Source organism: Accumulibacter sp., assembly GCF_029255145.1.
In the GTDB taxonomy this organism is placed as follows: Bacteria; Pseudomonadota; Gammaproteobacteria; order Burkholderiales; family Rhodocyclaceae; genus Accumulibacter.
The window spans coordinates 1-19,975 of the sequence record NZ_JAPUVQ010000042.1 but is presented as its reverse complement, the minus strand read 5'-3'; the positions used below and the strand labels follow the sequence as shown (position 1 = coordinate 19,975).

Here is a 19,975-nt window from a genome sequence, read left to right as displayed (position 1 = left end):
CGCCCAGGCGCTCAGCGGCGCAAGCCGGGCAAATCGCCAAGCGCGGCCAGGCGCCGCCAATCAAAGCAGGGACCGGGGTCGGTCTTTCGACCAGGCGAAACGTCACTGTGCCCGACCACCGCTTCGATCGGGTACTGCGCACACAGCACCTGGATCAGTTCCAGCAGACGGTCGTACTGCGCATCCGCGAAGGGCAACTCGTCGCAGCCCTCGAGTTCGATTCCCAGCGAAAAGTCGTTGCAACGCGGGCGCCCGCTCCAGGACGACACGCCGGCATGCCAGGCTCGCTGCCGACACGAAACGAATTGCAGCAACTCGCCATCGCGGCGAAGCAGGAAGTGGGCCGACACCTGCAGCGCACCGATCTGCGCAAAATAGGGGTGGGCGGAGACATCCAGTCGATTGGTGAACAGCCGTTCGATCGCGTCGCCACTAAACTGTCCTGGCGGCAGGCTGATTGCATGCACAACGATCAGCGTGAGCTGTTCGCCGTCCGGACGCTGATCGCAGTTTGGCGACGCGACCCGGCGCGCGCCATCCAGCCAGCCGTCGGCATCCCTCCGCAGGGCCAGCGCCCGATACCGGGGCATCACTCCTCGATGCCGAGCCGCTCGATGCGATAGCGCAGCGAACGGAAACTCACACCGAGCAATCTTGCCGCTGCGGTGCGGTTGAAGGCCGTCTTCGTCAAAGCCTCGAGGATGGCCTGCTTTTCGAGGCGGTTCAGATATTCGTCAAGCGTTTCGCCAGCCCTGCCGACACTGCCGCCAACCGCCGCGACCGGCGCCAGTTGCAGGTCGTCGGTGGCTACCGCACCGTTGGTGCACAGCGCCGTCGCCCGCTCGAGAATGTTCTCGAGTTCCCGTACGTTACCCGGAAAGCTATACCCGGCCAGCGCACGCAGGGCTGGCTGCTCGATCCGCGGCGCCGTGGCGCCGCAAATGCGGTGCAGCAGCGCCTCCACCAGCGGCGCCACATCCTCGTGACGCTCGCGCAGCGGCGGCATCCGCAGTTCGATGACGTTGAGGCGATAGAAGAGATCCTGGCGAAAGAGCCCGTCATCGACGCATCCCTTGAGCGAACGGTGAGTCGCCGAAAGGATACGCACGTCCACCATTTCTTCGGCAGTGCTGCCGACCTTGCGAACCTTCTTCTCCTGAATCGCGCGCAGCAATTTGACCTGCATCGCCAGCGGCAAGTCAGCTACTTCGTCGAGAAACAGCGTCCCGCCTTTCGCCGCCTGAAAGAAGCCATCTCGATCGCTGTCGGCACCGGTAAAGGCACCCTTGCGATAGCCAAAGAACTCGCTCTCCATCAAGTTCTCTGGGATCGCGCCACAGTTCACCGGCACGAAGGGCGCTGCGCGCCGAGAGCTCTGGTCGTGGATCAAACGCGCGGCGAGTTCCTTTCCCGTTCCCGACTCACCGGAGATGTAGACCGGCGCCTGACTCCGGGCCAGTTTTTCGATCAATTGACGAACGTGCTCGATCGCTGCCGACTCGCCAATCAATTGCCCGCCAGCGACCAGCGACCGCTCGTCGTCGGCAACGCCGCCATGCCGCGGCAAGCTGAGCGCCGATTTGATCAAGCTGCGCAACTGCTCGAGGGCGACCGGCTTGGCCAGATAGTCAAACGCACCGGCTTTCAGCGCGGCTACCGCGTTCTGGGCGCTTCCGAAGGCCGTGATCACCGCTACCGGCGTCTGCCCGTAGCGCTCACCGATCAGCCTGACGATCTCCAGACCCTCGCCGTCAGGCAGACGCATGTCGGTAATGCACAATTGGTAGTGTTGCCGCTCGAGCAGTCGCCGGGCCTCGGCAATACTCGCCGCGCAGTCCGCCGACAAGCCCATGCGGGCCACGGTCAGATCGAGAAGTTCACGGATATCCGCTTCGTCGTCGACCACCAGCACCCTTGCCAACTCGCCGCGCGGGCGACGCTCCGCCTTGACTACTGACACCCTGAAGCCCTCCCCAATAGACAGAAATCAGCACCCGGGCCAGAGCCCTGCAGTTCGAGTTGCGCGTCATTGGCGTCACACAACTCGCGCGCAATGTACAGACCCAGGCCGGTACCCCGATGATGCGTGGTGAAGAAGGGCTCGAATATATGTTCCCGGAATTCCTCGCCGACACCCTCACCGTCGTCGATCACGTGCAACTCGACCTGCCCAGCAACTTTGCCGGCGCAGGCCAGCAGGCGAACGCTGCCGGCGACGCGCTGCGAATGCCGCAGCGCGTTGCCCAGCAGATTCCCCAACACCTGATGAAAATGGGAACGATCGAAGCACAGGGTCGCCCCAGCCGACAAGTCGAGGCGAACCACATCGGCAGGCAAGCCCTCCTTGGCCAGGTATTCCTCGATCAGCGGCGGCAAGGTCGCCCGCAGATCGATCAGTTCCCGATAGAGGCGATCACGGCGCCCGAGTTCGAGCACATCGCTGACGATCCGCTCGAGACGCTGGGTATTGTCGAGCATAATGCGCAACAAGCGCTCATAGGCCTCGCCACGCCGCTCTTCACGCAGCAGTTCGCCGGCATGACTGATCGCCGAGAGCGGATTGCGTATCTCGTGCGCAATATTGGCCGTCAGGCGCCCCAGTGCAGCCAACTTCATCTGCTGCGCCTGCTCCTGCAGTCGGCCCATGTCCTCGAGGAAAACCAGCACGTCACGTTCCGAACTCTCGGTCGCCGCAAACCGCGCCCGCAGCCGCAAACCGCTTGCCGGCACGCGCACCAGCACCGCATCTTCGCTGCCATTCCGACACCAATCGACGAAATCCAGCGCCAGGTCGGACGAATACGCGCTCAGCAGGGACTCACTGCCACCGTCCAGCCCCAACAGTTGCCGGGCGCGCGGGTTGCTCTGCCGGACCCTGCCGTCGCGGCGAAGGACCACCACGCCGTCCTGCATCTCTTCGATGACGCGCTGGCTGATCACCGTCTGGTTATTCAGATCAACGCCACGCTGGTGCGCCAGCGCCTCGTTGGCGATCACCCGCCGCGCCAGCAAACGGGCGGAAATGGCTACCGCAAAAAAACCCGCGCTGAACACGCCGGCGTGAAAAAAGCCAGCCGCATCGAAGTCGTTCTGCATCACACGGTAGGAGTGTTCGAAGAGCACCGCCAGGGTGGCCATCGCGGCATAGAACAACACCAGACGCCCCTGTCCTACCAGACCGGCTCCGGCCAGCGTCACCAGCAGCATCGACCCGAGACCGCTGCCCAGGCCGCCACCGACATGAATCAAAACGGTCATGACCAGTACGTCGAGCAGCACGCTGGCGGTCAATTGCACGGTCGCGTGCTGCCCATGGCGATACGCCAGGACCACCGCCACTGCGGTAGCGACCAGATACAGGCTGGCCAGCGCCAGATGCCGCTGACTCTGGTCCGGGCCGGCAATCGGAAAAACGGAGGGATAAAGCAGCGCCGACGAAAAGAGCAGCGCGGCAACCGCAAAGCGATAGAGGTTGAAGTAGCGCAGCGACTTCCAGTGCATCTCGGAGAACGGTTCCTCACCGGACTCCGCGGTGGTCAGCATAGTGCCTCAGGCGTCATCGGATGGTGCGTCGTGCAAATGAGCCGCGCAGCAGTAGTAGCGCCCGTCGGCCAGAATGCTCTCGCTGACTGGCTGATTCACCCCACAGCGCGCGCACTGCACCATCCGTTCAGCTTCGCGCTGGACGGTCCGGGTTCCAGCCTCGCCGCGCGACGAGGCACGCGACTTGCGCCAGAGCCACCAGAAAACGCACGCCAGTCCGATCAGTAGGAGGTATTTGCTCATCGCGAGAGAGGTTCCGCAGAGCGCTCAAGCATAGCAGATGCCAGATGCAGCCGCAGTAACAGAACCACCCCTCGGGAATGAACGACAAGTGCCGAGCGAGCTACGGGGAGCGTCCGCCCTTGTCATGCGCCCGGGTAGCGCAAAGGCGAACGCGGGCATCGCGATCAGGCGCGATGTGCGGATCGAAGTGAAGTGGATTGGTCGGGGCGAGAGGATTCGAACCTCCGACTCCTGCGTCCCGAACGCAGTACTCTACCAGGCTGAGCTACGCCCCGACCGAGGCGACAACTGCGCTAACTGTTCCTAGCGACAGCGAAGAGGCATAATTCTAGCAAGGAATCCTTGTATTGAGAAGCAGGCACGACATCAAGCGCTGCCTCCGCGAGTTCCGCCTCAACCTGGGCCTTCTGCCGAGCGTAGTCAAGCGCCCCGGTCTCGCGAATTGCCGCCAGCACCTCGGGAAAGTCGTCCCGCCCACCGGTCTGTATGGCCCGCCGCACGCAAGCCGCCTGCTCCGGATTGCCATTGCGGAGGACGAAAATCAGCGGCAGCGTCGGCTTGCCTTCCGCCAGGTCGTCACCGAGATGCTTGCCGGTCTCCAACTCCGCGCCAGAGTAATCGAGCACGTCATCGATCAGCTGAAATGCGGTCCCCAGGTGCAGGCCGTAAGTGGCCATCCCCTGCTCGACGACCGCAGCGCCGCCGCCGATGATTGCACCAAGTTGCGCCGCCGCCTCGAATAACTTCGCCGTCTTGTAGCGAATGACCTGCAGGTAGCCATCCTCGTCGATGCCCGCGTCGTGGCAGTTCATCAACTGCAGCACCTCCCCCTCGGCAATGACATTCGTCGCATCCGACAGCACCCGCATGATGCGCATGTCGTTGACCGTCACCATCATCTGGAAAGCACGCGAATAGAGGAAGTCTCCGACCAGCACACTGGCCGAATTGCCGAACATCGCGTTGGCGGTCTGGCGCCCGCGCCGCAGATCGGAACCATCAACGACATCGTCATGGAGCAGGGTGGCCGTGTGGATGAACTCGACCACCGCAGCGAGTTCGTGATGATGCGCCCCACGGTAAGCCATGGCGCCGGCCGACAGCAGGACCAGAGCCGGGCGCAGCCGCTTGCCCCCGCTCTGCACGATGTACTCGGCCACCTGGCGGACCAGGGCCACCTCGGAATGGAGGCGCTGACGGATCACCGCGTCAACGGCGGCCATGTCCGACCCGATCAGCCTGTACAACTGCTCCATTCTCACAACACGGCACCTTCGCACAAAACCCTCGAATCTTAGGCGTCGGCCGGTGTTGCGTCAAGGGAGCGATGCACCAGGTCGATCGCAAACGTTTGACGAAGCAGGAATAACACGTATAATGCGCGGTTCTTCGTTTTACTTTGTTCAGTTCTTTGGAGTCCAACATGTACGCGGTCATAAAAACCGGTGGCAAGCAGTATCGCGTTGTCAGCGGCGAAAAATTGAAGATAGAACAGATACCGGCAGACGTTGGCGCAGAACTCACCCTTGATCAGGTTCTGATGGTTGGCGAAGGCGAGACGGTGAAGGTCGGCACACCGATCATCGCCGGCGCTTCGGTCAAGGTCACTGTGCTCTCGCAAGGTCGTCACGACAAAATCCGGATTTTCAAGTTTCGTCGGCGCAAGCACTCGCAAAAGCATCAGGGGCATCGCCAGAATTACACCGAAATCCGGGTTGACGCCATTGCCGACGGCGCCGCGCCGGACCCTTCAGCCTGACTTGAGAGGAATCTGACTCATGGCACACAAAAAAGCAGGCGGCAGCGTACGCAACGGCCGCGATTCCGAAGCAAAACGCCTGGGCGTCAAGCGCTACGGCGGCCAGTTGGTCCGCGCCGGCAACATCATCGTCCGCCAGCGTGGCACCGCTTTTCACCCCGGCGAAAACATGGGCCTCGGCAAGGATCACACGCTGTTTGCACTGGTGGACGGGCACGTGCAGTTTGCGATCAAGGGCGCGCTGCGCCGCCGCACGGTCAGCATCATTCCTGCCGCCGCCTGAAGGCGCTGGCATACCGCTGCCAGAGCATGGCAGTGCGGCACCAAGCCCTATCGCTGTCGGTAGGGCTTTTTGCTTTTCAAACAGGCTAAAGGGACGGGCGCAGCCATGAAATTTATCGATGAGGCGAGAATTCTTGTTGGCGCCGGTGATGGCGGCAACGGGATCGCCTCGTTCCGGCGCGACAAGTACGAGCCGGAAGGTGGCCCGGACGGCGGCGACGGCGGTAACGGCGGCAGCGTCTATGTCGTCGCCGATCGCAATGTCAACACCTTGATCGAATACCGCTACGCCCGCCGCCATCGTGCCCAGCGCGGCCAAAACGGCGGTTCGAGTGACTGCTACGGCAAGCGCGGAAAGGATCTGACGCTGCGCGTACCGATCGGCACCACGATCGCCGACATCAACAGCCAGGAAGTCCTTGCCGACCTCGACGTCGATGGCAAGACGGTACTGCTGGCCAAAGGTGGCCGTGGCGGCCTGGGCAACATCCACTTCAAGTCGAGCGTCAATCGTACTCCGCGCCAATGCACCCGCGGCGACGAAGGCGAGCAGCGTGAACTACGGCTCGAACTGCGCCTGCTGGCCGATGTCGGCCTGCTTGGCCTGCCGAACGCGGGCAAGAGCACCTTTCTGCGCGCGGTCTCGGCCGCCCGCCCGAAGGTCGCCGATTACCCTTTCACGACCATGCATCCCCACCTCGGCGTGGTGCGCGTAGACCACGACCAGAGCTTCGTCATCGCCGACATTCCCGGACTGATCGACGGCGCTGCCGAAGGCGCTGGCCTCGGAATCCGCTTCCTCAAGCACCTTGCGCGTACGCGTTTGCTGCTGCACCTGGTCGATTTGGCCCCTCTCGACCCGGCGGCCGACCCGGTCCGAGACGTCGAGACGGTCGTCCGCGAGCTTGGAAAATACGATCCCGAGCTCGCCACCAGGCCGCGCTGGCTGGTTCTCAACAAGCTCGACCTGATTCCCGAAGAGGATCGTGAACAGCGCATTGCAGACTTCCTGCAGGCCTGCCAGACGACCTCGACAGCCATCCCCTGCTACCGCATCAGCGCAATCAGCGGTGACGGTTGTCGGGAACTGACCCGAAAGCTGCAGGAGGCGCTGCAAGAACTGCCCGCCAGGCAGGCGTCCCCTGCCGCAACCAGCGCGGCCGCCGCCGCCTGCTGGTCGGACGACTTCTTCGCCGACGACGACGAGCAGGGCCCGTGAAGATGGCTACGAGCCGCATCGCCGCAGCCCGGCGACTGGTCATCAAAGCCGGTTCGGCGCTGATCACCAACAACGGCGAAGGCCTGGATCTGGCCGCCATCGACGAATGGGCACGGCAAATCGCCGAGTTGCGCCAGGCAGGGAAACAGCTCATTCTGGTGTCGTCCGGAGCCATTGCCTGTGGCATGCAGCGGCTCGGCTGGCAAAAGCGCCCGCGCGCGGTGCACGAACTGCAGGCGGCGGCGGCGGTCGGCCAAATGGGTCTGGTGCAGGTCTATGAAAGGGCTTTTGCCCGGTACTCGCTGCATACCGCGCAAGTCCTGCTGACCCATGACGATCTCGCCGACCGCAAACGCTACCTCAATGCCCGGTCGACGCTGAACACCCTCCTACGCCTGGGCGTCGTGCCGATCGTCAATGAGAATGACACCGTCGTCACCGACGAAATCAAGTTTGGTGACAATGATACGCTCGCCGCACTGGTCGCCAATCTCGTGGAAGCAGACTGCCTGATTATCCTCACCGATCAACAAGGCTTGTTCACTGCCGATCCACGCAAGGACACGGCCGCCACCCTGATCAGCGAGGCGCGGGCCGGGCTCGCTGATCTGGAAGCCCTGGCCGGCGGCGCTGGCAGCCAGTACGGCAAGGGCGGCATGATCACCAAGGTGATCGCCGCCAAGCGCGCCGCACGCAGTGGCGCCCACACCGTCATCGCCAGTGGCCGCGAGCCGGATGTCATCCTGCGCCTGGCGCGCGGAGAAGCGCTCGGCACGCTGCTTGTTTCCGAAACGCAAGCGCTGACGGCACGCAAGCAATGGCTTGCCGACCACCTGCAGTTGAACGGCAAACTGGTTCTCGATGGCGGCGCAATCAACGCCCTGCGCGAAGGAAGAAGCCTGCTGCCGATCGGCGTCGTTGCCGTCCGGGGCGAGTTCGAGCGCGGCGCGGCGGTGGCCTGCATCGCCGACGAGGGGTACGAGATCGCCCGCGGCCTGGTCAACTACGGCAGCAGCGATTCGCGACGCATAGCGCGTCGTGCCAGCCAGGACATAGAAAGCATCCTCGGCTACATCGATGAACCCGAAATCATCCATCGTGACAACCTGATTCTCACCGAGTAAAGGCCGGCACCTCACCCGCCCTTACGGCGCGAACGCCGTCCCTGCTCGCCGGCTTGTCCGCGCCGATGCCAGAGGCATCGCGTCGCCGGCCGCCAGCACGGCAGCGGCGGGCGAGGCTTCGAAGACAGCGCCTCAGCGGGATGTTTCGGCCAGCTTCTGATAGACGAATGCGGTCATCGCAATTGCGACGTCGTCTGGCAAGCCCGCGAACTGTATGCCATGCAGGAACTCGCCCGAGTCGTCCCGGGACACCGAGCGGATCGCGGCGTCAAGGGCAGCAAGGAATTCGATCTCCCGGATCTCGACGCGAAACTTGATCGACAACAGGTCCCCCGGGTTGCCCAGGCGGGCCTTCGCTGACAGCAACGCGCCACTGACGCTGAGATTGGTCAGCATCCCGGCGGCGCTGACCGTCTTGGTATCGTCACGCATGGCAATCGCGCAGATGATGCGTACCGGGACTCGCTCGCCAGTGCGGACGACCAGACCGCGCACCTGCGACGGATAGCTGAGATACATGTGCGGAAAGGGGATGCTGGATGATCGCAGAACACTGGCCGTGAACGCATAGGCGCTCTTTCCCGAGAAAAAGCGAACGACAAACGCCTGCCCTTCGCGCACCAGACAGAGCCGACCATCGACTTCTGGAAGCGTTACCAGGACGCCCTTGCCTTTGAGATAGCCAATCAGCTTGACGTAGTACCGCGCTTCCGCGTGTTCGGTCTGGGTCTGTATCTGGAAGGGATCACCGATGCCCAGCTTGATTTCGTCGAGCGGCAGCGCCCGCTCGCCAGCCGCCTCGGTGCTGGCCCCTACGCCGGATTCCCTGCGCTCGCGCCGGGAATCGAGCTTGACGTCCGCCCCTGGCCGCTCCCGACAGATCCCCTTGTCCAGCAAGGCGTCGAGCTGCGATTGCACGGCCACTACCGAACCCGGTTCCAGAAGGAGCTTCCGGCTACGGTCGAAAACCGCCCAGGGAAGAGGCTTCCCGAGGAGGATATCGTCTTTTTGCAGCGCGATATAGCTGCACTCTAGTGTCATCGTCTGGCCCGAACGGTCGTCTGGTTGAGAAACGCTGCAAGAAGCCCCTCAATGATACTCTGGAACAGCGATTGACACTTGCCAGGGGCGAGGCCGACGGTCCGAGGCCTTTACCGTGGCGCGTGCAGACTCGTCGCCCTCTCTCCGCCGCGCTCTGCGATCCACCGGCAGCAAGATTGGCCAGGTCCCGGAGAACGTAAGAGGAGCGCGTCCAGCAGCGGCCTCCTGTGGGGGGGCACGGCGAATCGGGCAGCATGCGATTCAGCTGACTGTCCACTGCCGCTTGCCGAGGTCAAGCGCGTCTACCCTCAGCAGGACAATGGCTTCGCAAGCAGCCATTGTGCGCTACCGAACCCGAGATCATTGCTCGGCATTGCCCTTCAGCTTGCCGCACTGGGCAGCGCGGCTTCCTTGATCGGCAGATTCAGCAGTGCCGCCGCCGTTGCCAGCGCGATGTCGGCGTACCACATCCAGCCATAGTCGCCAAAGCGGGTGAGCGCTATGCCACCCAGGTAAGCACCAAAGAAACCGCCGATCTGGTGTGAGAGCAGCGTCATGCCGAAGAGTGTCCCAAGATAGCGTACGCCGAACAGCTTGCCGACGATGGCAGCGGTCGGCGGCACGGTTGCCAGCCAGGTGAAGCCCAGTCCGGCGGCAAAAACGTAGAAGGTCAGATCGGTTCTCGGCGCCATCAGGTAGAGCGCGATCATCAGCGCGCGCGAGCCGTACATCCAGAACAAGACGTACTTGCTGCGATAGCGGGCGACGCAGGAACCCGCGTAGAGGCTGCCGAAAATGTTCGCCAGGCCGATGATCGCCAGCGACCAGCTGGCCACCGCCGACGGCAGACCACAAAGCGCCACCTCGCCCGGCAGGTGGGTGACCAGAAAAGCGATGTGGAAGCCGCAGCTGAAGAAACCAAGGTTGAGCAACTGGTAGCTGCGATCGTCCATCGCATCCTGCACGCTCCGCCACAGACCGGCTTCACCGGCTGCGCGCGGCTGCGGCTGCTCGACCGGCTTCGACAGCACTCGCACCAGCGGCGTCGCCGCCAGAGTCATGACCGCCAGCGACCACATGGCGCCCATCCAGCCCAGCAGCTGAATCAGCGCCTGCAGGAGCGGGGCGAAGACGAACTGGCCGAAGGAGCCGCCGGCGTTGATCACCCCGGAAGCAGCGGCGCGCGCGTCGAGTGGCAGCCGCTGGCTCGAAGCGCCGATCAGCACCGAGAAGCTGCCCGCACCGGAACCGATCGCCGAGAACAAACCTAACGAGACGATCAGGCCGACGGTACCGCTCATCAAGGGTGTGATCGCACTGCCAAGGGCCAGCAACAACAGCCCCGCAAGCAGCACGCGCCCCGGCCCGTAGCGGTCAGCGACAGCGCCGGCCAGCGGCTGGATCGCTCCCCAGGTGAATTGGCCGACGGCCATCGCCAGGCTGATTGACGCGACGCCAAGCCCGGTGGTCGTATTCAGCGGCGACAGGAAGAGCCCGAGCGACTGGCGGGCGCCCATGGTCACCATCAGAATTCCGGCTGCCGACAGGGTGACCGCCCATACGCCAGGCTGACTGAGAGTTCGAAACATCGTTCTGCTGACGGTCGGTTGGTCAAGCGTCCAGGAAACGAGGATGCTGGCGTCGCCTGGCTGCGGCACGATGCCGGCAGGCGGCGTCTAGAGGTTACAGAACAGCATCTCGAACTGAACGTCGTTGTCCGATTGCCGCGGCCGATGGTCGCTGTCCGGACGCGTGAAGCGGATGTTCAGCGCGTACTTGTTGGCGCTGATTTCGGGGATGTAGGGATCGTCCAGCTTGAGCGAGATACGCACCATCTGCGAACTGCTGCCGCCGAGCATCAGCTGGAAAGCACCGTTGCTTGCCACATGATGTTCCGGGCGACCGCTGGCGCGCAGCAGACGTAGCACGATGGCCAGCGCGTCGCGCAAGGGCAGCATGGGCTGCAGCCAGCCGAGCAGCGCCTCGCGCCGGACCCCGGCATCCTGATGCCGCCAGTAGTGGTATGACGGCAGGTCGAACTGGCAAACGCCTCCCGGAATACTGGCGCGGCTCTTGATACTCATCAGCCAGTCGTTGTCGCGGAGATGCTGGCCGATCTTGCCGGCCATGGCCAGCAACGCCGCCGATGCCTGCTCGATCTCGTTGAGGGCGTCGGAAAGTGCCTGTTCGGAGATGTCCGGATTGTTGCGATAAGCGAGGAGACTCTGGCGCTGGCGTTCGAGTTCCTGAATCAGATCCATTTTCAGGTCGGCGCGCCCGGCCACATCAAGGATCTCGAACAAGGTCAGGAGCACGATATGATGCTCCTGCGAGCCATCTCGCTGCATGAAACTACTCACCTTCTGGAATAGATCCTCCAGACGCAACAGGGTGCGTATGCGTTCATTGAAGGGATATTCGTAGGTGATCACACTTCCGCCAAACTCAAAAAACGGGAATTTTCGATGATTCTGAAGCATTTGCAGCAAAACCTCAACGCCCGGCATTAAGTTTGGCCCCGGCCAGAACGAGATAGCGTTGATGCAGGCCTTCGACCTGCGGCTGCAGGGCCTCCGGTTCGCCATCGTTGTACACCAGATCGTCGGCCACGGCGCGCCGCTCGTCTCGTGAGGCCTGTGTGGCGATGATCGCCGCGACGGCATCCGCTGTCAGACCGCTGCGCGCCATCACCCGCGTAATCTGCACGGACTCATCGCAGTCGACGACCAGCACCCGATCCGCACGTCGGCGATAACTGCCCGACTCGACCAGCAAGGGGACGATCAACAAGACATAAGGCGCGGCCTCGGCAGCGGCGCAACAAGCGTCACTGCGCTGCCGGATCAGGGGATGCAGGATCGCTTCGAGCGTCGCCTTGGCGGTCGGATCGGCGAAAACAAGACGGCGCATTGCCGCCCGGTCCAGCCCCCCATCGGCGCGCAGCACGGCACTCCCGAAGGCTGCCGTAATCGCTCCGATGGCCTCACCCTGCGGACCGCTGAGCTGATGCGCGATGGCGTCGGTGTCCACCAGCACTGCACCGCGCTGGGCAAACAGTTCGGCGACGGTGCTCTTGCCGCTGCCGATGCCACCGGTCAAGCCGACGATGAACGTCATGGCGCCGTCTCACTCCTGGTCTTGCAAGTTGCCGGGCTGGCCTTTGGCAGCAGCGCGACGATCGCCTTGCCGAGCGCTTCCGTCTGCGCTTCAGGGCCACGAATCTCGAGCGTGCTGAGCGCCGTCTTGCCCTTGCGCTCGGCGACTTTCGCCGATCTCACGCCCTTGGCGCGCAAGGCCTCAAGCCGCGCCTTGGCGGCTTCCTCGTTGCGATAGACACCCAGGGAGATCGCCAGGGGGTTGGTGCCACCGTTCGGCACGACAAAAAAATCCTTGATCCCCAGTTCCTGCAGTTCGGCCGTCTTCCTGCCGGCCTCTTCCCTGCTGGCCAGCGGCGGGATGTAAACCCAGTAGCCACTGGCCTCACCGGTTGTGCCGCGCGTTGCCCTGAACGCCGCAAACTGGTCGGCCAGCAGGCGCTCCAGCTGATCGGCGTCGGCACTGGCGAGCTCAGTCCACAGCTGACAGCTCTCGGAGGCGCCTTTGTCGGCGACTTTATCCACCTTGTTATCCACCCTATCCACCATCTTTTCCAACTCCTCCTTCTTGCCGTTTGCCCGCGACGGCCGATCGCGAGAAACGACTTTCACCTGCTCGGGCAGCAGTTGCTCGTCTACGCGTCGCGCGTCGGCGCTGGCCGGCGCGCCCAGGTAGGCGCGCGCCCACGCGAACAGCAGCAGATTAGCCAGGAGCAGAAAAAGGACGGCGATCCGCATCGCGGCGATCATCCAACTTTCGGCAGGTGTTCGAGTGAAGCCCGGATGGCTGCCGCGGGATACTCGAAGTCTTCGAGTTCACCCGCGAAATACCGGTCGTAGGCGGCCATGTCGAAGTGCCCGTGCCCGGTGAGATTGATCAGGAGGGTGCTTGCTTCGCCGCTCTGCTTGCAGCGCAATGCCTCATCAATCGCCGCCCGGATGGCGTGGTTCGACTCGGGCGCGGGGATGACGCCCTCGGCCCGCGCAAACATCACGCCCGCTTCGAAGGTGGCCAACTGGGCGACGGCAACGGCCTCGATCAGGCCGTCATGGTAGAGCTGCGAGACCAGCGGCGAATCGCCATGGTAGCGGAGCCCGCCGGCATGGATTCCGGGCGGCATGAAATCGTGACCCAGCGTGTACATCTTCATCAGCGGCGTGAAGCCAGAGGCATCGCCGAAATCATAGGCGTAGGCACCCCTGGTCAACGTCGGACAAGAACTCGGCTCGACGGCCACCAGTCGCGTCGGCCGGCCGTTGCGCCCGCCGGCGGCGTTCTCGGCGATGAACGGAAAGGCCACCCCGGCGAATGACGAACCGCCACCACACGGCGCGAAAATGACATCCGGCCAGTCACCGACCTTCTCGAACTGCTTCTTCGCTTCCTGACCGATGATCGTCTGGTGCAGGGCGACGTGATTGAGGACCGAACCCAGCGCGTAGCTGGTGTCGGCGCGTGCCGCCGCTTCCTCGACGGCCTCGGAAATCGCGATCCCGAGCGAGCCCTGGTTTTCCGGATCGCCGGCCAGCAGGTCGCGGCCGGTCTGGGTCATCATCGACGGACTGGCGAACACTTCAGCGCCCCAGGTCTGCATCATCGAGCGGCGGAAAGGCTTCTGCTGGAAGCTGATGTTGACCATGTACACGCGCACCTCCAGGCCGAACATCTGGCCGGCGAAGGCCATCGAACAACCCCATTGCCCGGCACCGGTCTCGGTGGTGATCCGTTTGATCCCTGCCTGCTGGTTGTAGAAGGCCTGCGCGACGGCGGTGTTCGGCTTGTGCGAACCGGCCGGCGAAACGCCCTCGTACTTGTAGTAGATCCTCGCCGGCGTCGCCAGAGCTTCTTCAAGCCGCCGGGCGCGAATCAGCGGTGAAGGGCGCCACAGCCGATAAATCTCGCGAACCTGCGCAGGGATCGCGATCCAGCGCTCGGCCGACATTTCCTGTTCGAGGATCGCCGCCGGGAAAATTGCCCCCATCTGCTCCGGCGACACCGGCTTGCCGTCGATGCCCAACGGCGGCAGCGGCGGCGTCGGCATGTCGGCGACAACGTTGTACCAGTGGGTCGGAATCTCGGACTGTTCGAGCGTAATGCGTAACGATTCCACGAAACCTCCGACATTTCTTCTTGATCGAACAGGGGAGTATACCCCGGGATATCGCCCCTAATCACTACCGCAGATGCCAGCTGGCGCGCCGGCATGATCCGGCACGCCGCGTTCAAGGTCTCGCTGAACCAGTCGCGACGGCGCGAATTCGGCAAGCAATCGCTGCCAGGCGGCCCGCGCTACACCACTGTTGTCCTGGCTGAAATTGCAGACATAGAGGTCGATGGTCACTGTTTTCGCTTCCGGCCAGGTGTGTACCGCCAGATGCGATTCGGCGAGCAGCCGCGAGTCGCAGCGACAGTCATGGAGTTCGGCAATCAGCTGCAGGCCGTGCGCAGCTAGTCCCCTGCGTTCAGGAAATCGGCAGATCGCCAATCCGGGGCGGTCGACGGGCGCCGCCGGTTGCGCCTTCGCGCCGGCCGCCGTACTCAGCCCTTGGGCACGAAGTTGGTGCTGGTCTTGCTGACCACCCCGTGCTGGTTGAAATGGACGTTGAAGTACCACGTCATTCCTGGCTCGACCTTGATCTTCCAGTCCCAGACGGTTTCCCGCTGCAGCGAAAAGTAGCGTTCGTGCGCCGGTCGGCCGAGCAGATAGCGCACTTCATCGGTGCTCATGCCCGGCCTGACCCTGGCGAAGTTCTCTTCGGTCAGGACCTGTCGGACCTCGCGCAGCACGTCGTCCGGGCCGATCACGACCATGTAGTTGACGATCCCCTCGGGCATCCGCGGATACTCCCAGACGCGCGTCCCTTCCGCGTCCACCCACTCCAGACTCGGCTGGCCCATCAGCTTGCGCACTTCATCGGCGCTGGTGCTGCCGGGCTTCAGCTTGCTCAGCTTGTCGGCATCACAGGCTGACAACGCCAAGACAATCACGCCCGAAAGGAAGATCCCGGCAAATACTTTCCTGAACATGTCCACCGCGCTCCACTGACTGCGACTAGAATCGTTCGAGCAAGCCCGAGTATAGACGAAGGCACAATCAGGAGTCCCGTGAGACCGACCGATCCCCCGAGAATTGCCAGGCGTGCGCGGCCAGCCACCGACCGGGAGCGGCATTGCCCGGAACGCGCCGCACGCGGCCACCGCGGATTCACCGGGGAATGGTGTTGAACCCCGGCCAGCGTCGCTATCCACCGGCTGCGGTAGCATGGACCGTATGGGGACTGGGTGCCCTGCTCTATCTGATCGCTTTCTACCAGCGCGTCGCCCCGGCGGTGATGACCGACCGGCTGATGAACGACTTCGCGATTGGCGCGACCGAACTCGGCAATCTCTCGGCATTCTATTTCTACTCCTATGTGGCGATGCAGATCCCGACCGGGATCATCGCCGACCGCTGGGGACCCCGCCGCCTGCTGACCGCCGGCGCAGCCGTGGCGGCGGTCGGCAGTGCCGTTTTCGCGTACGCGCCGGACCTGTGGTGGGCGAGTGCCGGGCGATTGCTGGTCGGCGCTTCGGTGGCGGTCGCTTTCGTGTCGATGCTCAAGCTCGCCAGCCACTGGTTCGCGCCGCAGCAGTTTGCCCTCGCCTCGGGGTTGGCGCTGGTCTTCGGCGTCGTTGGCGGGGTGATCGCCGGTGTCCCGCTGCGGCTGCTGATCGAGGCCTGGGGCTGGCGCCCGGTGATGGGCGTGTCGGCGGTAGTCACCGCGCTGCTGGCCGTGGCGATCTGGCTGCGCGTTCGCGACGACCCGGCTGACTGGGGTTATGACAGCCACACCCAGACGACGCACGATAGCGGACAGCATGCTTCGATCCTGCGCGGCGTCGCCGCGGTGCTCTCCTACCGCAACAGCTGGATTCTGCTGATCACCCCGATCGGGATAGCCGGCGCGGTACTCACTTTCGCAGGGCTGTGGGGGGTACCCTATCTGCGTCAGGTGCATGGACTGGAAACCAGGACCGCGGCGGCGATCACCTCGCTGCTGCTGATCGCCTGGGCGGTCGGCGGGCCGCTTCTCGGCACCCTCTCGCAACGCCTGGGCCACCGCCGGCCACTCTATGTGTGGACCACCGCAGCGGCTCTCTCCGGCTGGGCGGTGGTCATCTTCGCGCCGATTCCCGTGTGGCTGTTGATTGTCACCCTGTTATTCACCGGCCTGGTTTCTGGCAACCTGATCATCGGCTTCGCATTCGCCAAGGAATCGGTCCCGGTGCGCCTGATGGGTACCGCCTCGGGAATCTGCAACATGGGGCCGCTGCTCGGCGGGATGCTGCTGCAACCGGCTGTCGGCTGGGTGCTCGACCGCAATTGGCTGGGCGCAAGCGCGAACGGCGCGCGCATTTACGATGCCACCGCGTATCAGACCGCGTTCAGCCTGATGGCCGCCTGCCTGGTCGTCTCGCTGTGCCTGATCCCTTTTGCCAAAGAGACCCATTGCCAGCAGACGGCATGACGCCGCGACCGCGTGCAACCGGTGGTGGATCGCGGTGGCGCAGCGAGGGCATTGCAGGTGGTCTGGACGACTGCCTGGCATGAGGCAGCCAGTCCGCGCTGTTCGGGAAACAGGTCAAGTGCAGCGAGCGTCAGGCCAGGCGTCGCCAGCGACATGCCGAAGGTGAAGCCGAACACCGACAGGACGCGCGACGGCCAGGCGCCGACAACACAACGACGAAGAAGGCCACGAAATTGAGCGCCAGCGCGCTACAAACCAGCAGCAAAGCGTGCGAATTCAGCACCTTCCGGTAAGTCTGCGACAGATGGCTGGGGCGCGGCGATTGCCGCCGGTGCCGGGGCACGGTTTCCGGGCGCAGCTTCCAGCAGGCCAGCCACAGCGCGACGCTCAGCAGCGCCAGTAGAGCAAACACCGAGGGTCAGGCAAAGCAGGTTTGCACCCAGCCGCCAAGGACCGGCGCGATCAGTCGGCCTGCCGCAGCGCCGTCGGATGGATGTGCCCTGGGGTCTCAAAGTCATTGACACCTTCCGTCGTGCAGGCCGACGCGGACGGATCGCGGCGGTTTCCACGTTCTGCGGCGACAGTCTCAGCGACCAGCCTTGCATCGATCAGCACACCGCCTTAAGCAACCGAAGCCGTGCAGGACAGCGGAGCCTCTCAAATGACGACGCGACGCCGTGCCTTCCCACCACCACAGCAGCTGTCCAGTTCCGAAGCGCATTGACCGGCCTGCCGCAGGCAACGCCCGTTGAACGGTGGCCGCAGGTTGCTGCTACTTGTGCGTGATCGCCTGGTCGGTGAAGAGGTAATCCTTCAGTTCCTTCGAGAACGCTTGATCTTTGCGCCGAATCCACTCCAACACCATCGAGGCATGCTCCTTTTCCTCGTCTCTATTGTGCTCGAGGATTGCCTTCAGGTCGTGATCCTTGCAGGCATCTGCACGTTGGTTGTACCAATCGACGGCCTCAAGCTCCTCCATTAACGACACGATCGCTCGATGCATGTCGCGAGTTTCATCGGATAGTTCTTCAACAGGTTCGTGGTAGCCAACACTGGACATGGAAGTTTCCTCTTCTGTGGTGGAAAGATTCGGCCTTTCGTCGTTTGCTTGCGTCACCAGGGATGACCGAAAACCCCGAGATCGCGTAGCCATCCGGGCTTTCCGAGGACACCGCGAGGCAAGCGAAACGGGTGCGGCCATCGCGGTAGGGATTCTGGGCTACGACGGGCAAGTGAGCAAGGTTGTTCGGGAGGACGATACGACGGGCACGATCACGGTCGAGTGCTGGCGTGATCGCCGCCGTCGTGCGTGCGCGTCGAGGCGCTGCTGTCTGTGATGCCTGGCATGCGCGCGAATATCGCACGCTGTTCAGTGACCTGACGCCGGGTGAGAACGGTGGCCGCATCGCGTGCATCCATGAACGGCGTGATACCGCCACCTTTCCGGGAGTCCCGGATACGCTCTCGCCGGAATGCGCCGACGGCATCGAGCCAGTCGCCGTCGACAGGCGAGGGGCTTGCGTGGTAGCGCCTGCATCAAGCTCGCGGTCCGCCCGCTCGGTACCCCGAAACGACCGTCGCTGCTCTATTCCAACGTCCCGGCAACCGTCTGCCTTACCGGGAAATCAACCGCATCGCAGCGACGAATGACCAGGAACCGGTCGAGGAAATGCCGCCTTGCACACTGGACCCGCGACGCTGCGAACTCCGTGACACGCAGCCGCACGGCTGGCATATGATCGAGCCTGAACAGCCCGCCGAATTGCGCGAAGCCGGACCCCGCCAATGCCGCCCACGATTGATCCTTCTTTGCCGACACGCGACCAGATCTTCGTCAGCTACCGTCGCGACGACGCGCGCGGCGCCAGCGGCCGCCTGTACGACTGGTTGCGCATCGGCTTTGGCCGCGAGCACGTCTTTCGCGACGTGCACAGTCTCGGCGTCGGCAAATGGCGGACGAAAATAGACGCCGCGCTGGCGCGCAGCGCCGCCTGCGTGGCGGTCATCGGTCCGCGCTGGGCGAACGCCGACCACCTCCGCCGCCTGCACGACGAAGCCGACATGGTGCGCCACGAGCTCGTCAGCGCGCTGGCCGACGAGGAGTTGGCGCTGGTTCCGACGCTGGTCGAGGGCGCAGAACTGCCGAGCGTCGCCGAGCTGCCAGCGCCCCTGCGCCCGCTGTTCGAGACCTGGAACGCACGCGTGGTCAGCGAAGGCGGCTGGGAAGACGACACCCGCCGCCTGATCGCCGAGATCGCCGAGGCCACCAGCTTGCCGGTCGGTCCCGACCTCGAACAACTGCTGCGCGACGTCGGCGCCGCGCAGCAGCGCGTGCGCGAACTCGAAGAGACCCGCCACCTCCAGTCCGACCAGATCGACGCCCTCGGCCGCACCATCGACGACCTCAGGCGCAAGCTGGCCGAGGCGTCCGCGGGCGAGCGGCGAGGCCTCGCCGAGGCCTTTGCCGAGCTCGCTCAGGGCAGGTCGCTGGCCGCCAAGGACGCTTTCGAGCGCGCCTACGACGCGCAGCAGCACGCGGCGGCAGTAGCGCAGCAGACCATGGCCGAAGCCGCGCGCAACGTCGCCAACCTCGCGTTGCTGCGCGACGTCGCCAAGGCCGTGCGCTTCTACCGCAAAGCGCTGGCCGCCGAAGCCGATGATCCCGAGACCGCCCGTCTGCTCGGCCACGCGCTGATCGTCGTCGGCGATCTGGACTCTGCCGAACAGGCACTGACCAGGTCGCTCTACGCCGCAACCGTTCGTGCCGATTCGTGGGGCCAAATGGCCGCGCAGGGCGGACTCGGCGACGTCTTCCTGAAGACCCGAGACCTGGCCGCCGCCAACGACGCTTTCACCGCGACGCGGCGCCTGGCCGAGGACCGCCTCGCCAGCGATCCGGCCAACACCCAGTGGCAGCGCGACCTGTCGGTCAGCCACGAGAGGATCGGCGACGTGCTGGCCGCCCAGGGTGACGGACCCGCGACGCTCGCCGCCTATCGCCAGGGCCTCGCCATCGCCGAAGCGCTGACCCGGCGCGATCCGGCCAACGCCGAGTGGCAGCGCGATCTCTCGGTCAGCCACATCAAGATCGGCGACGTGCTGGTCGCCCAGGGTGACGGACCCGCGGCGCTCACCGCCTATCGCCAGGGCCTCGCCATCG

At 64.1% G+C, this 19,975-nt stretch carries 20 protein-coding genes and 1 tRNA gene; 6 read left to right on the top strand and 15 right to left on the bottom strand.

Annotated elements, in window-relative coordinates:
- Positions 1-11: 11 nt before the first annotated feature.
- From ampD to Q1L50_RS04435, 6 genes are all read right to left on the bottom strand, one after another.
- Positions 12-590: a 1,6-anhydro-N-acetylmuramyl-L-alanine amidase AmpD gene (ampD, locus tag Q1L50_RS04460; protein WP_300336213.1), complete on the bottom strand. Its 579-nt coding sequence runs from the start codon at positions 588-590 to the stop codon at positions 12-14.
- Positions 590-1,960, bottom strand: coding sequence for a sigma-54 dependent transcriptional regulator (locus tag Q1L50_RS04455; protein ID WP_300336211.1), 1,371 nt, complete (start codon positions 1,958-1,960; stop codon positions 590-592). Before Q1L50_RS04455 ends, ampD begins: the two co-directional genes overlap by 1 nt.
- Entirely contained in the window at positions 1,951-3,543 is a 1,593-nt protein-coding gene (locus Q1L50_RS04450; RefSeq protein ID WP_300336210.1) for a PAS domain-containing sensor histidine kinase, read from the bottom strand. Before Q1L50_RS04450 ends, Q1L50_RS04455 begins: the two co-directional genes overlap by 10 nt.
- Positions 3,544-3,549: 6 nt before the next feature.
- Positions 3,550-3,786, bottom strand: a complete 237-nt coding sequence (locus Q1L50_RS04445; RefSeq protein WP_300336208.1) for a PP0621 family protein — start codon at positions 3,784-3,786, stop codon at positions 3,550-3,552.
- Between the two features lie 198 nt (positions 3,787-3,984).
- Positions 3,985-4,061 (bottom strand) — tRNA-Pro (locus Q1L50_RS04440).
- A gap of 18 nt (positions 4,062-4,079) precedes the next feature.
- A complete protein-coding gene (locus Q1L50_RS04435; RefSeq protein ID WP_300336206.1) occupies positions 4,080-5,048 on the bottom strand; it encodes a polyprenyl synthetase family protein in 969 nt (322 codons plus the stop codon).
- 161 nt (positions 5,049-5,209) lie between these two features.
- Here Q1L50_RS04435 and rplU point away from each other — a divergent pair, with 161 nt between their 5' ends.
- From rplU to proB, 4 genes are all read left to right on the top strand, one after another.
- Complete coding sequence (rplU, locus tag Q1L50_RS04430; protein WP_300336205.1) at positions 5,210-5,545, top strand: 50S ribosomal protein L21; 336 nt, start codon at positions 5,210-5,212, stop codon at positions 5,543-5,545.
- 19 nt (positions 5,546-5,564) lie between these two features.
- Positions 5,565-5,828: a 50S ribosomal protein L27 gene (gene rpmA, locus Q1L50_RS04425; protein WP_300336203.1), complete on the top strand. Its 264-nt coding sequence runs from the start codon at positions 5,565-5,567 to the stop codon at positions 5,826-5,828.
- Positions 5,829-5,933: 105 nt separating this feature from the next.
- Entirely contained in the window at positions 5,934-7,046 is a 1,113-nt protein-coding gene (gene cgtA, locus Q1L50_RS04420; protein ID WP_300336201.1) for an Obg family GTPase CgtA, read from the top strand.
- Positions 7,047-7,048: 2 nt separating this feature from the next.
- Positions 7,049-8,170 carry a glutamate 5-kinase gene (gene proB, locus Q1L50_RS04415; protein ID WP_300336270.1) on the top strand — a complete coding sequence of 374 codons (1,122 nt, stop codon included), beginning with the start codon at positions 7,049-7,051 and terminating at the stop codon, positions 8,168-8,170.
- A gap of 132 nt (positions 8,171-8,302) precedes the next feature.
- On the opposite strand, the gene Q1L50_RS04410 is transcribed toward proB, so the two are convergent.
- From Q1L50_RS04410 to bamE, 8 genes are all read right to left on the bottom strand, one after another.
- Entirely contained in the window at positions 8,303-9,211 is a 909-nt protein-coding gene (locus Q1L50_RS04410) for a flagellar brake protein (RefSeq protein WP_300336200.1), read from the bottom strand.
- Positions 9,212-9,591: 380 nt separating this feature from the next.
- Positions 9,592-10,800 carry an MFS transporter gene (locus Q1L50_RS04405; RefSeq protein ID WP_300336199.1) on the bottom strand — a complete coding sequence of 403 codons (1,209 nt, stop codon included), beginning with the start codon at positions 10,798-10,800 and terminating at the stop codon, positions 9,592-9,594.
- An 87-nt stretch (positions 10,801-10,887) separates the two neighbouring features.
- A complete protein-coding gene (gene zapD / locus Q1L50_RS04400; protein ID WP_300336197.1) occupies positions 10,888-11,643 on the bottom strand; it encodes a cell division protein ZapD in 756 nt (251 codons plus the stop codon).
- 61 nt (positions 11,644-11,704) lie between these two features.
- The gene (gene coaE, locus Q1L50_RS04395; protein ID WP_300336195.1) at positions 11,705-12,328 is read right to left on the bottom strand and encodes a dephospho-CoA kinase; all 624 of its coding nucleotides are present in this window, start codon (positions 12,326-12,328) and stop codon (positions 11,705-11,707) included.
- On the bottom strand, positions 12,325-13,056 hold the full coding sequence (locus Q1L50_RS04390; protein ID WP_300336193.1) for an SPOR domain-containing protein: 732 nt from the start codon (positions 13,054-13,056) through the stop codon (positions 12,325-12,327). Before Q1L50_RS04390 ends, coaE begins: the two co-directional genes overlap by 4 nt.
- Positions 13,053-14,417 carry a TrpB-like pyridoxal phosphate-dependent enzyme gene (locus tag Q1L50_RS04385; protein WP_300336192.1) on the bottom strand — a complete coding sequence of 455 codons (1,365 nt, stop codon included), beginning with the start codon at positions 14,415-14,417 and terminating at the stop codon, positions 13,053-13,055. Before Q1L50_RS04385 ends, Q1L50_RS04390 begins: the two co-directional genes overlap by 4 nt.
- 57 nt (positions 14,418-14,474) lie before the next feature.
- Positions 14,475-14,921 (bottom strand): S-adenosylmethionine decarboxylase, encoded by a 447-nt coding sequence (locus Q1L50_RS04380; RefSeq protein ID WP_300336190.1) that lies wholly within the window; start codon positions 14,919-14,921, stop codon positions 14,475-14,477.
- Complete coding sequence (gene bamE, locus Q1L50_RS04375; protein ID WP_300336189.1) at positions 14,846-15,334, bottom strand: outer membrane protein assembly factor BamE; 489 nt, start codon at positions 15,332-15,334, stop codon at positions 14,846-14,848. Before bamE ends, Q1L50_RS04380 begins: the two co-directional genes overlap by 76 nt.
- Positions 15,335-15,522: 188 nt before the next feature.
- Between bamE and Q1L50_RS04370 the strand changes: the two genes are divergently transcribed.
- Positions 15,523-16,815, top strand: a complete 1,293-nt coding sequence (locus Q1L50_RS04370) for an MFS transporter (protein WP_300336188.1) — start codon at positions 15,523-15,525, stop codon at positions 16,813-16,815.
- A 772-nt stretch (positions 16,816-17,587) separates the two neighbouring features.
- Here the strand turns inward: Q1L50_RS04370 and Q1L50_RS04365 are convergent.
- On the bottom strand, positions 17,588-17,875 hold the full coding sequence (locus tag Q1L50_RS04365; RefSeq protein ID WP_300336187.1) for a ferritin-like domain-containing protein: 288 nt from the start codon (positions 17,873-17,875) through the stop codon (positions 17,588-17,590).
- A gap of 725 nt (positions 17,876-18,600) precedes the next feature.
- Between Q1L50_RS04365 and Q1L50_RS04360 the strand changes: the two genes are divergently transcribed.
- Positions 18,601-19,975, top strand: a 1,375-nt coding sequence (locus tag Q1L50_RS04360; protein WP_300336185.1) for a TIR domain-containing protein, incomplete at its 3' end; no start/stop codon positions are given.

What these genes read in the sequence shown, in the direction of transcription:
- Q1L50_RS04370 (WP_300336188.1), top strand. Translation starts at nt 15,523, where the DNA reads ATGGTGTTGAACCCCGGCCAGCGTCGCTATCCACCGGCTGCGGTAGCA.
- Q1L50_RS04410 (WP_300336200.1), bottom strand. Translation starts at nt 9,211, where the DNA reads ATGACACTAGAGTGCAGCTATATCGCGCTGCAAAAAGACGATATCCTC.
- rplU (WP_300336205.1), top strand. Translation starts at nt 5,210, where the DNA reads ATGTACGCGGTCATAAAAACCGGTGGCAAGCAGTATCGCGTTGTCAGC.
- rpmA (WP_300336203.1), top strand. Translation starts at nt 5,565, where the DNA reads ATGGCACACAAAAAAGCAGGCGGCAGCGTACGCAACGGCCGCGATTCC.
- Q1L50_RS04445 (WP_300336208.1), bottom strand. Translation starts at nt 3,786, where the DNA reads ATGAGCAAATACCTCCTACTGATCGGACTGGCGTGCGTTTTCTGGTGG.
- Q1L50_RS04405 (WP_300336199.1), bottom strand. Translation starts at nt 10,800, where the DNA reads ATGTTTCGAACTCTCAGTCAGCCTGGCGTATGGGCGGTCACCCTGTCG.
- proB (WP_300336270.1), top strand. Translation starts at nt 7,049, where the DNA reads ATGGCTACGAGCCGCATCGCCGCAGCCCGGCGACTGGTCATCAAAGCC.
- bamE (WP_300336189.1), bottom strand. Translation starts at nt 15,334, where the DNA reads ATGTTCAGGAAAGTATTTGCCGGGATCTTCCTTTCGGGCGTGATTGTC.
- ampD (WP_300336213.1), bottom strand. Translation starts at nt 590, where the DNA reads ATGCCCCGGTATCGGGCGCTGGCCCTGCGGAGGGATGCCGACGGCTGG.
- Q1L50_RS04450 (WP_300336210.1), bottom strand. Translation starts at nt 3,543, where the DNA reads ATGCTGACCACCGCGGAGTCCGGTGAGGAACCGTTCTCCGAGATGCAC.
- Q1L50_RS04365 (WP_300336187.1), bottom strand. Translation starts at nt 17,875, where the DNA reads ATGTCCAGTGTTGGCTACCACGAACCTGTTGAAGAACTATCCGATGAA.
- Q1L50_RS04390 (WP_300336193.1), bottom strand. Translation starts at nt 13,056, where the DNA reads ATGATCGCCGCGATGCGGATCGCCGTCCTTTTTCTGCTCCTGGCTAAT.
- coaE (WP_300336195.1), bottom strand. Translation starts at nt 12,328, where the DNA reads ATGACGTTCATCGTCGGCTTGACCGGTGGCATCGGCAGCGGCAAGAGC.
- cgtA (WP_300336201.1), top strand. Translation starts at nt 5,934, where the DNA reads ATGAAATTTATCGATGAGGCGAGAATTCTTGTTGGCGCCGGTGATGGC.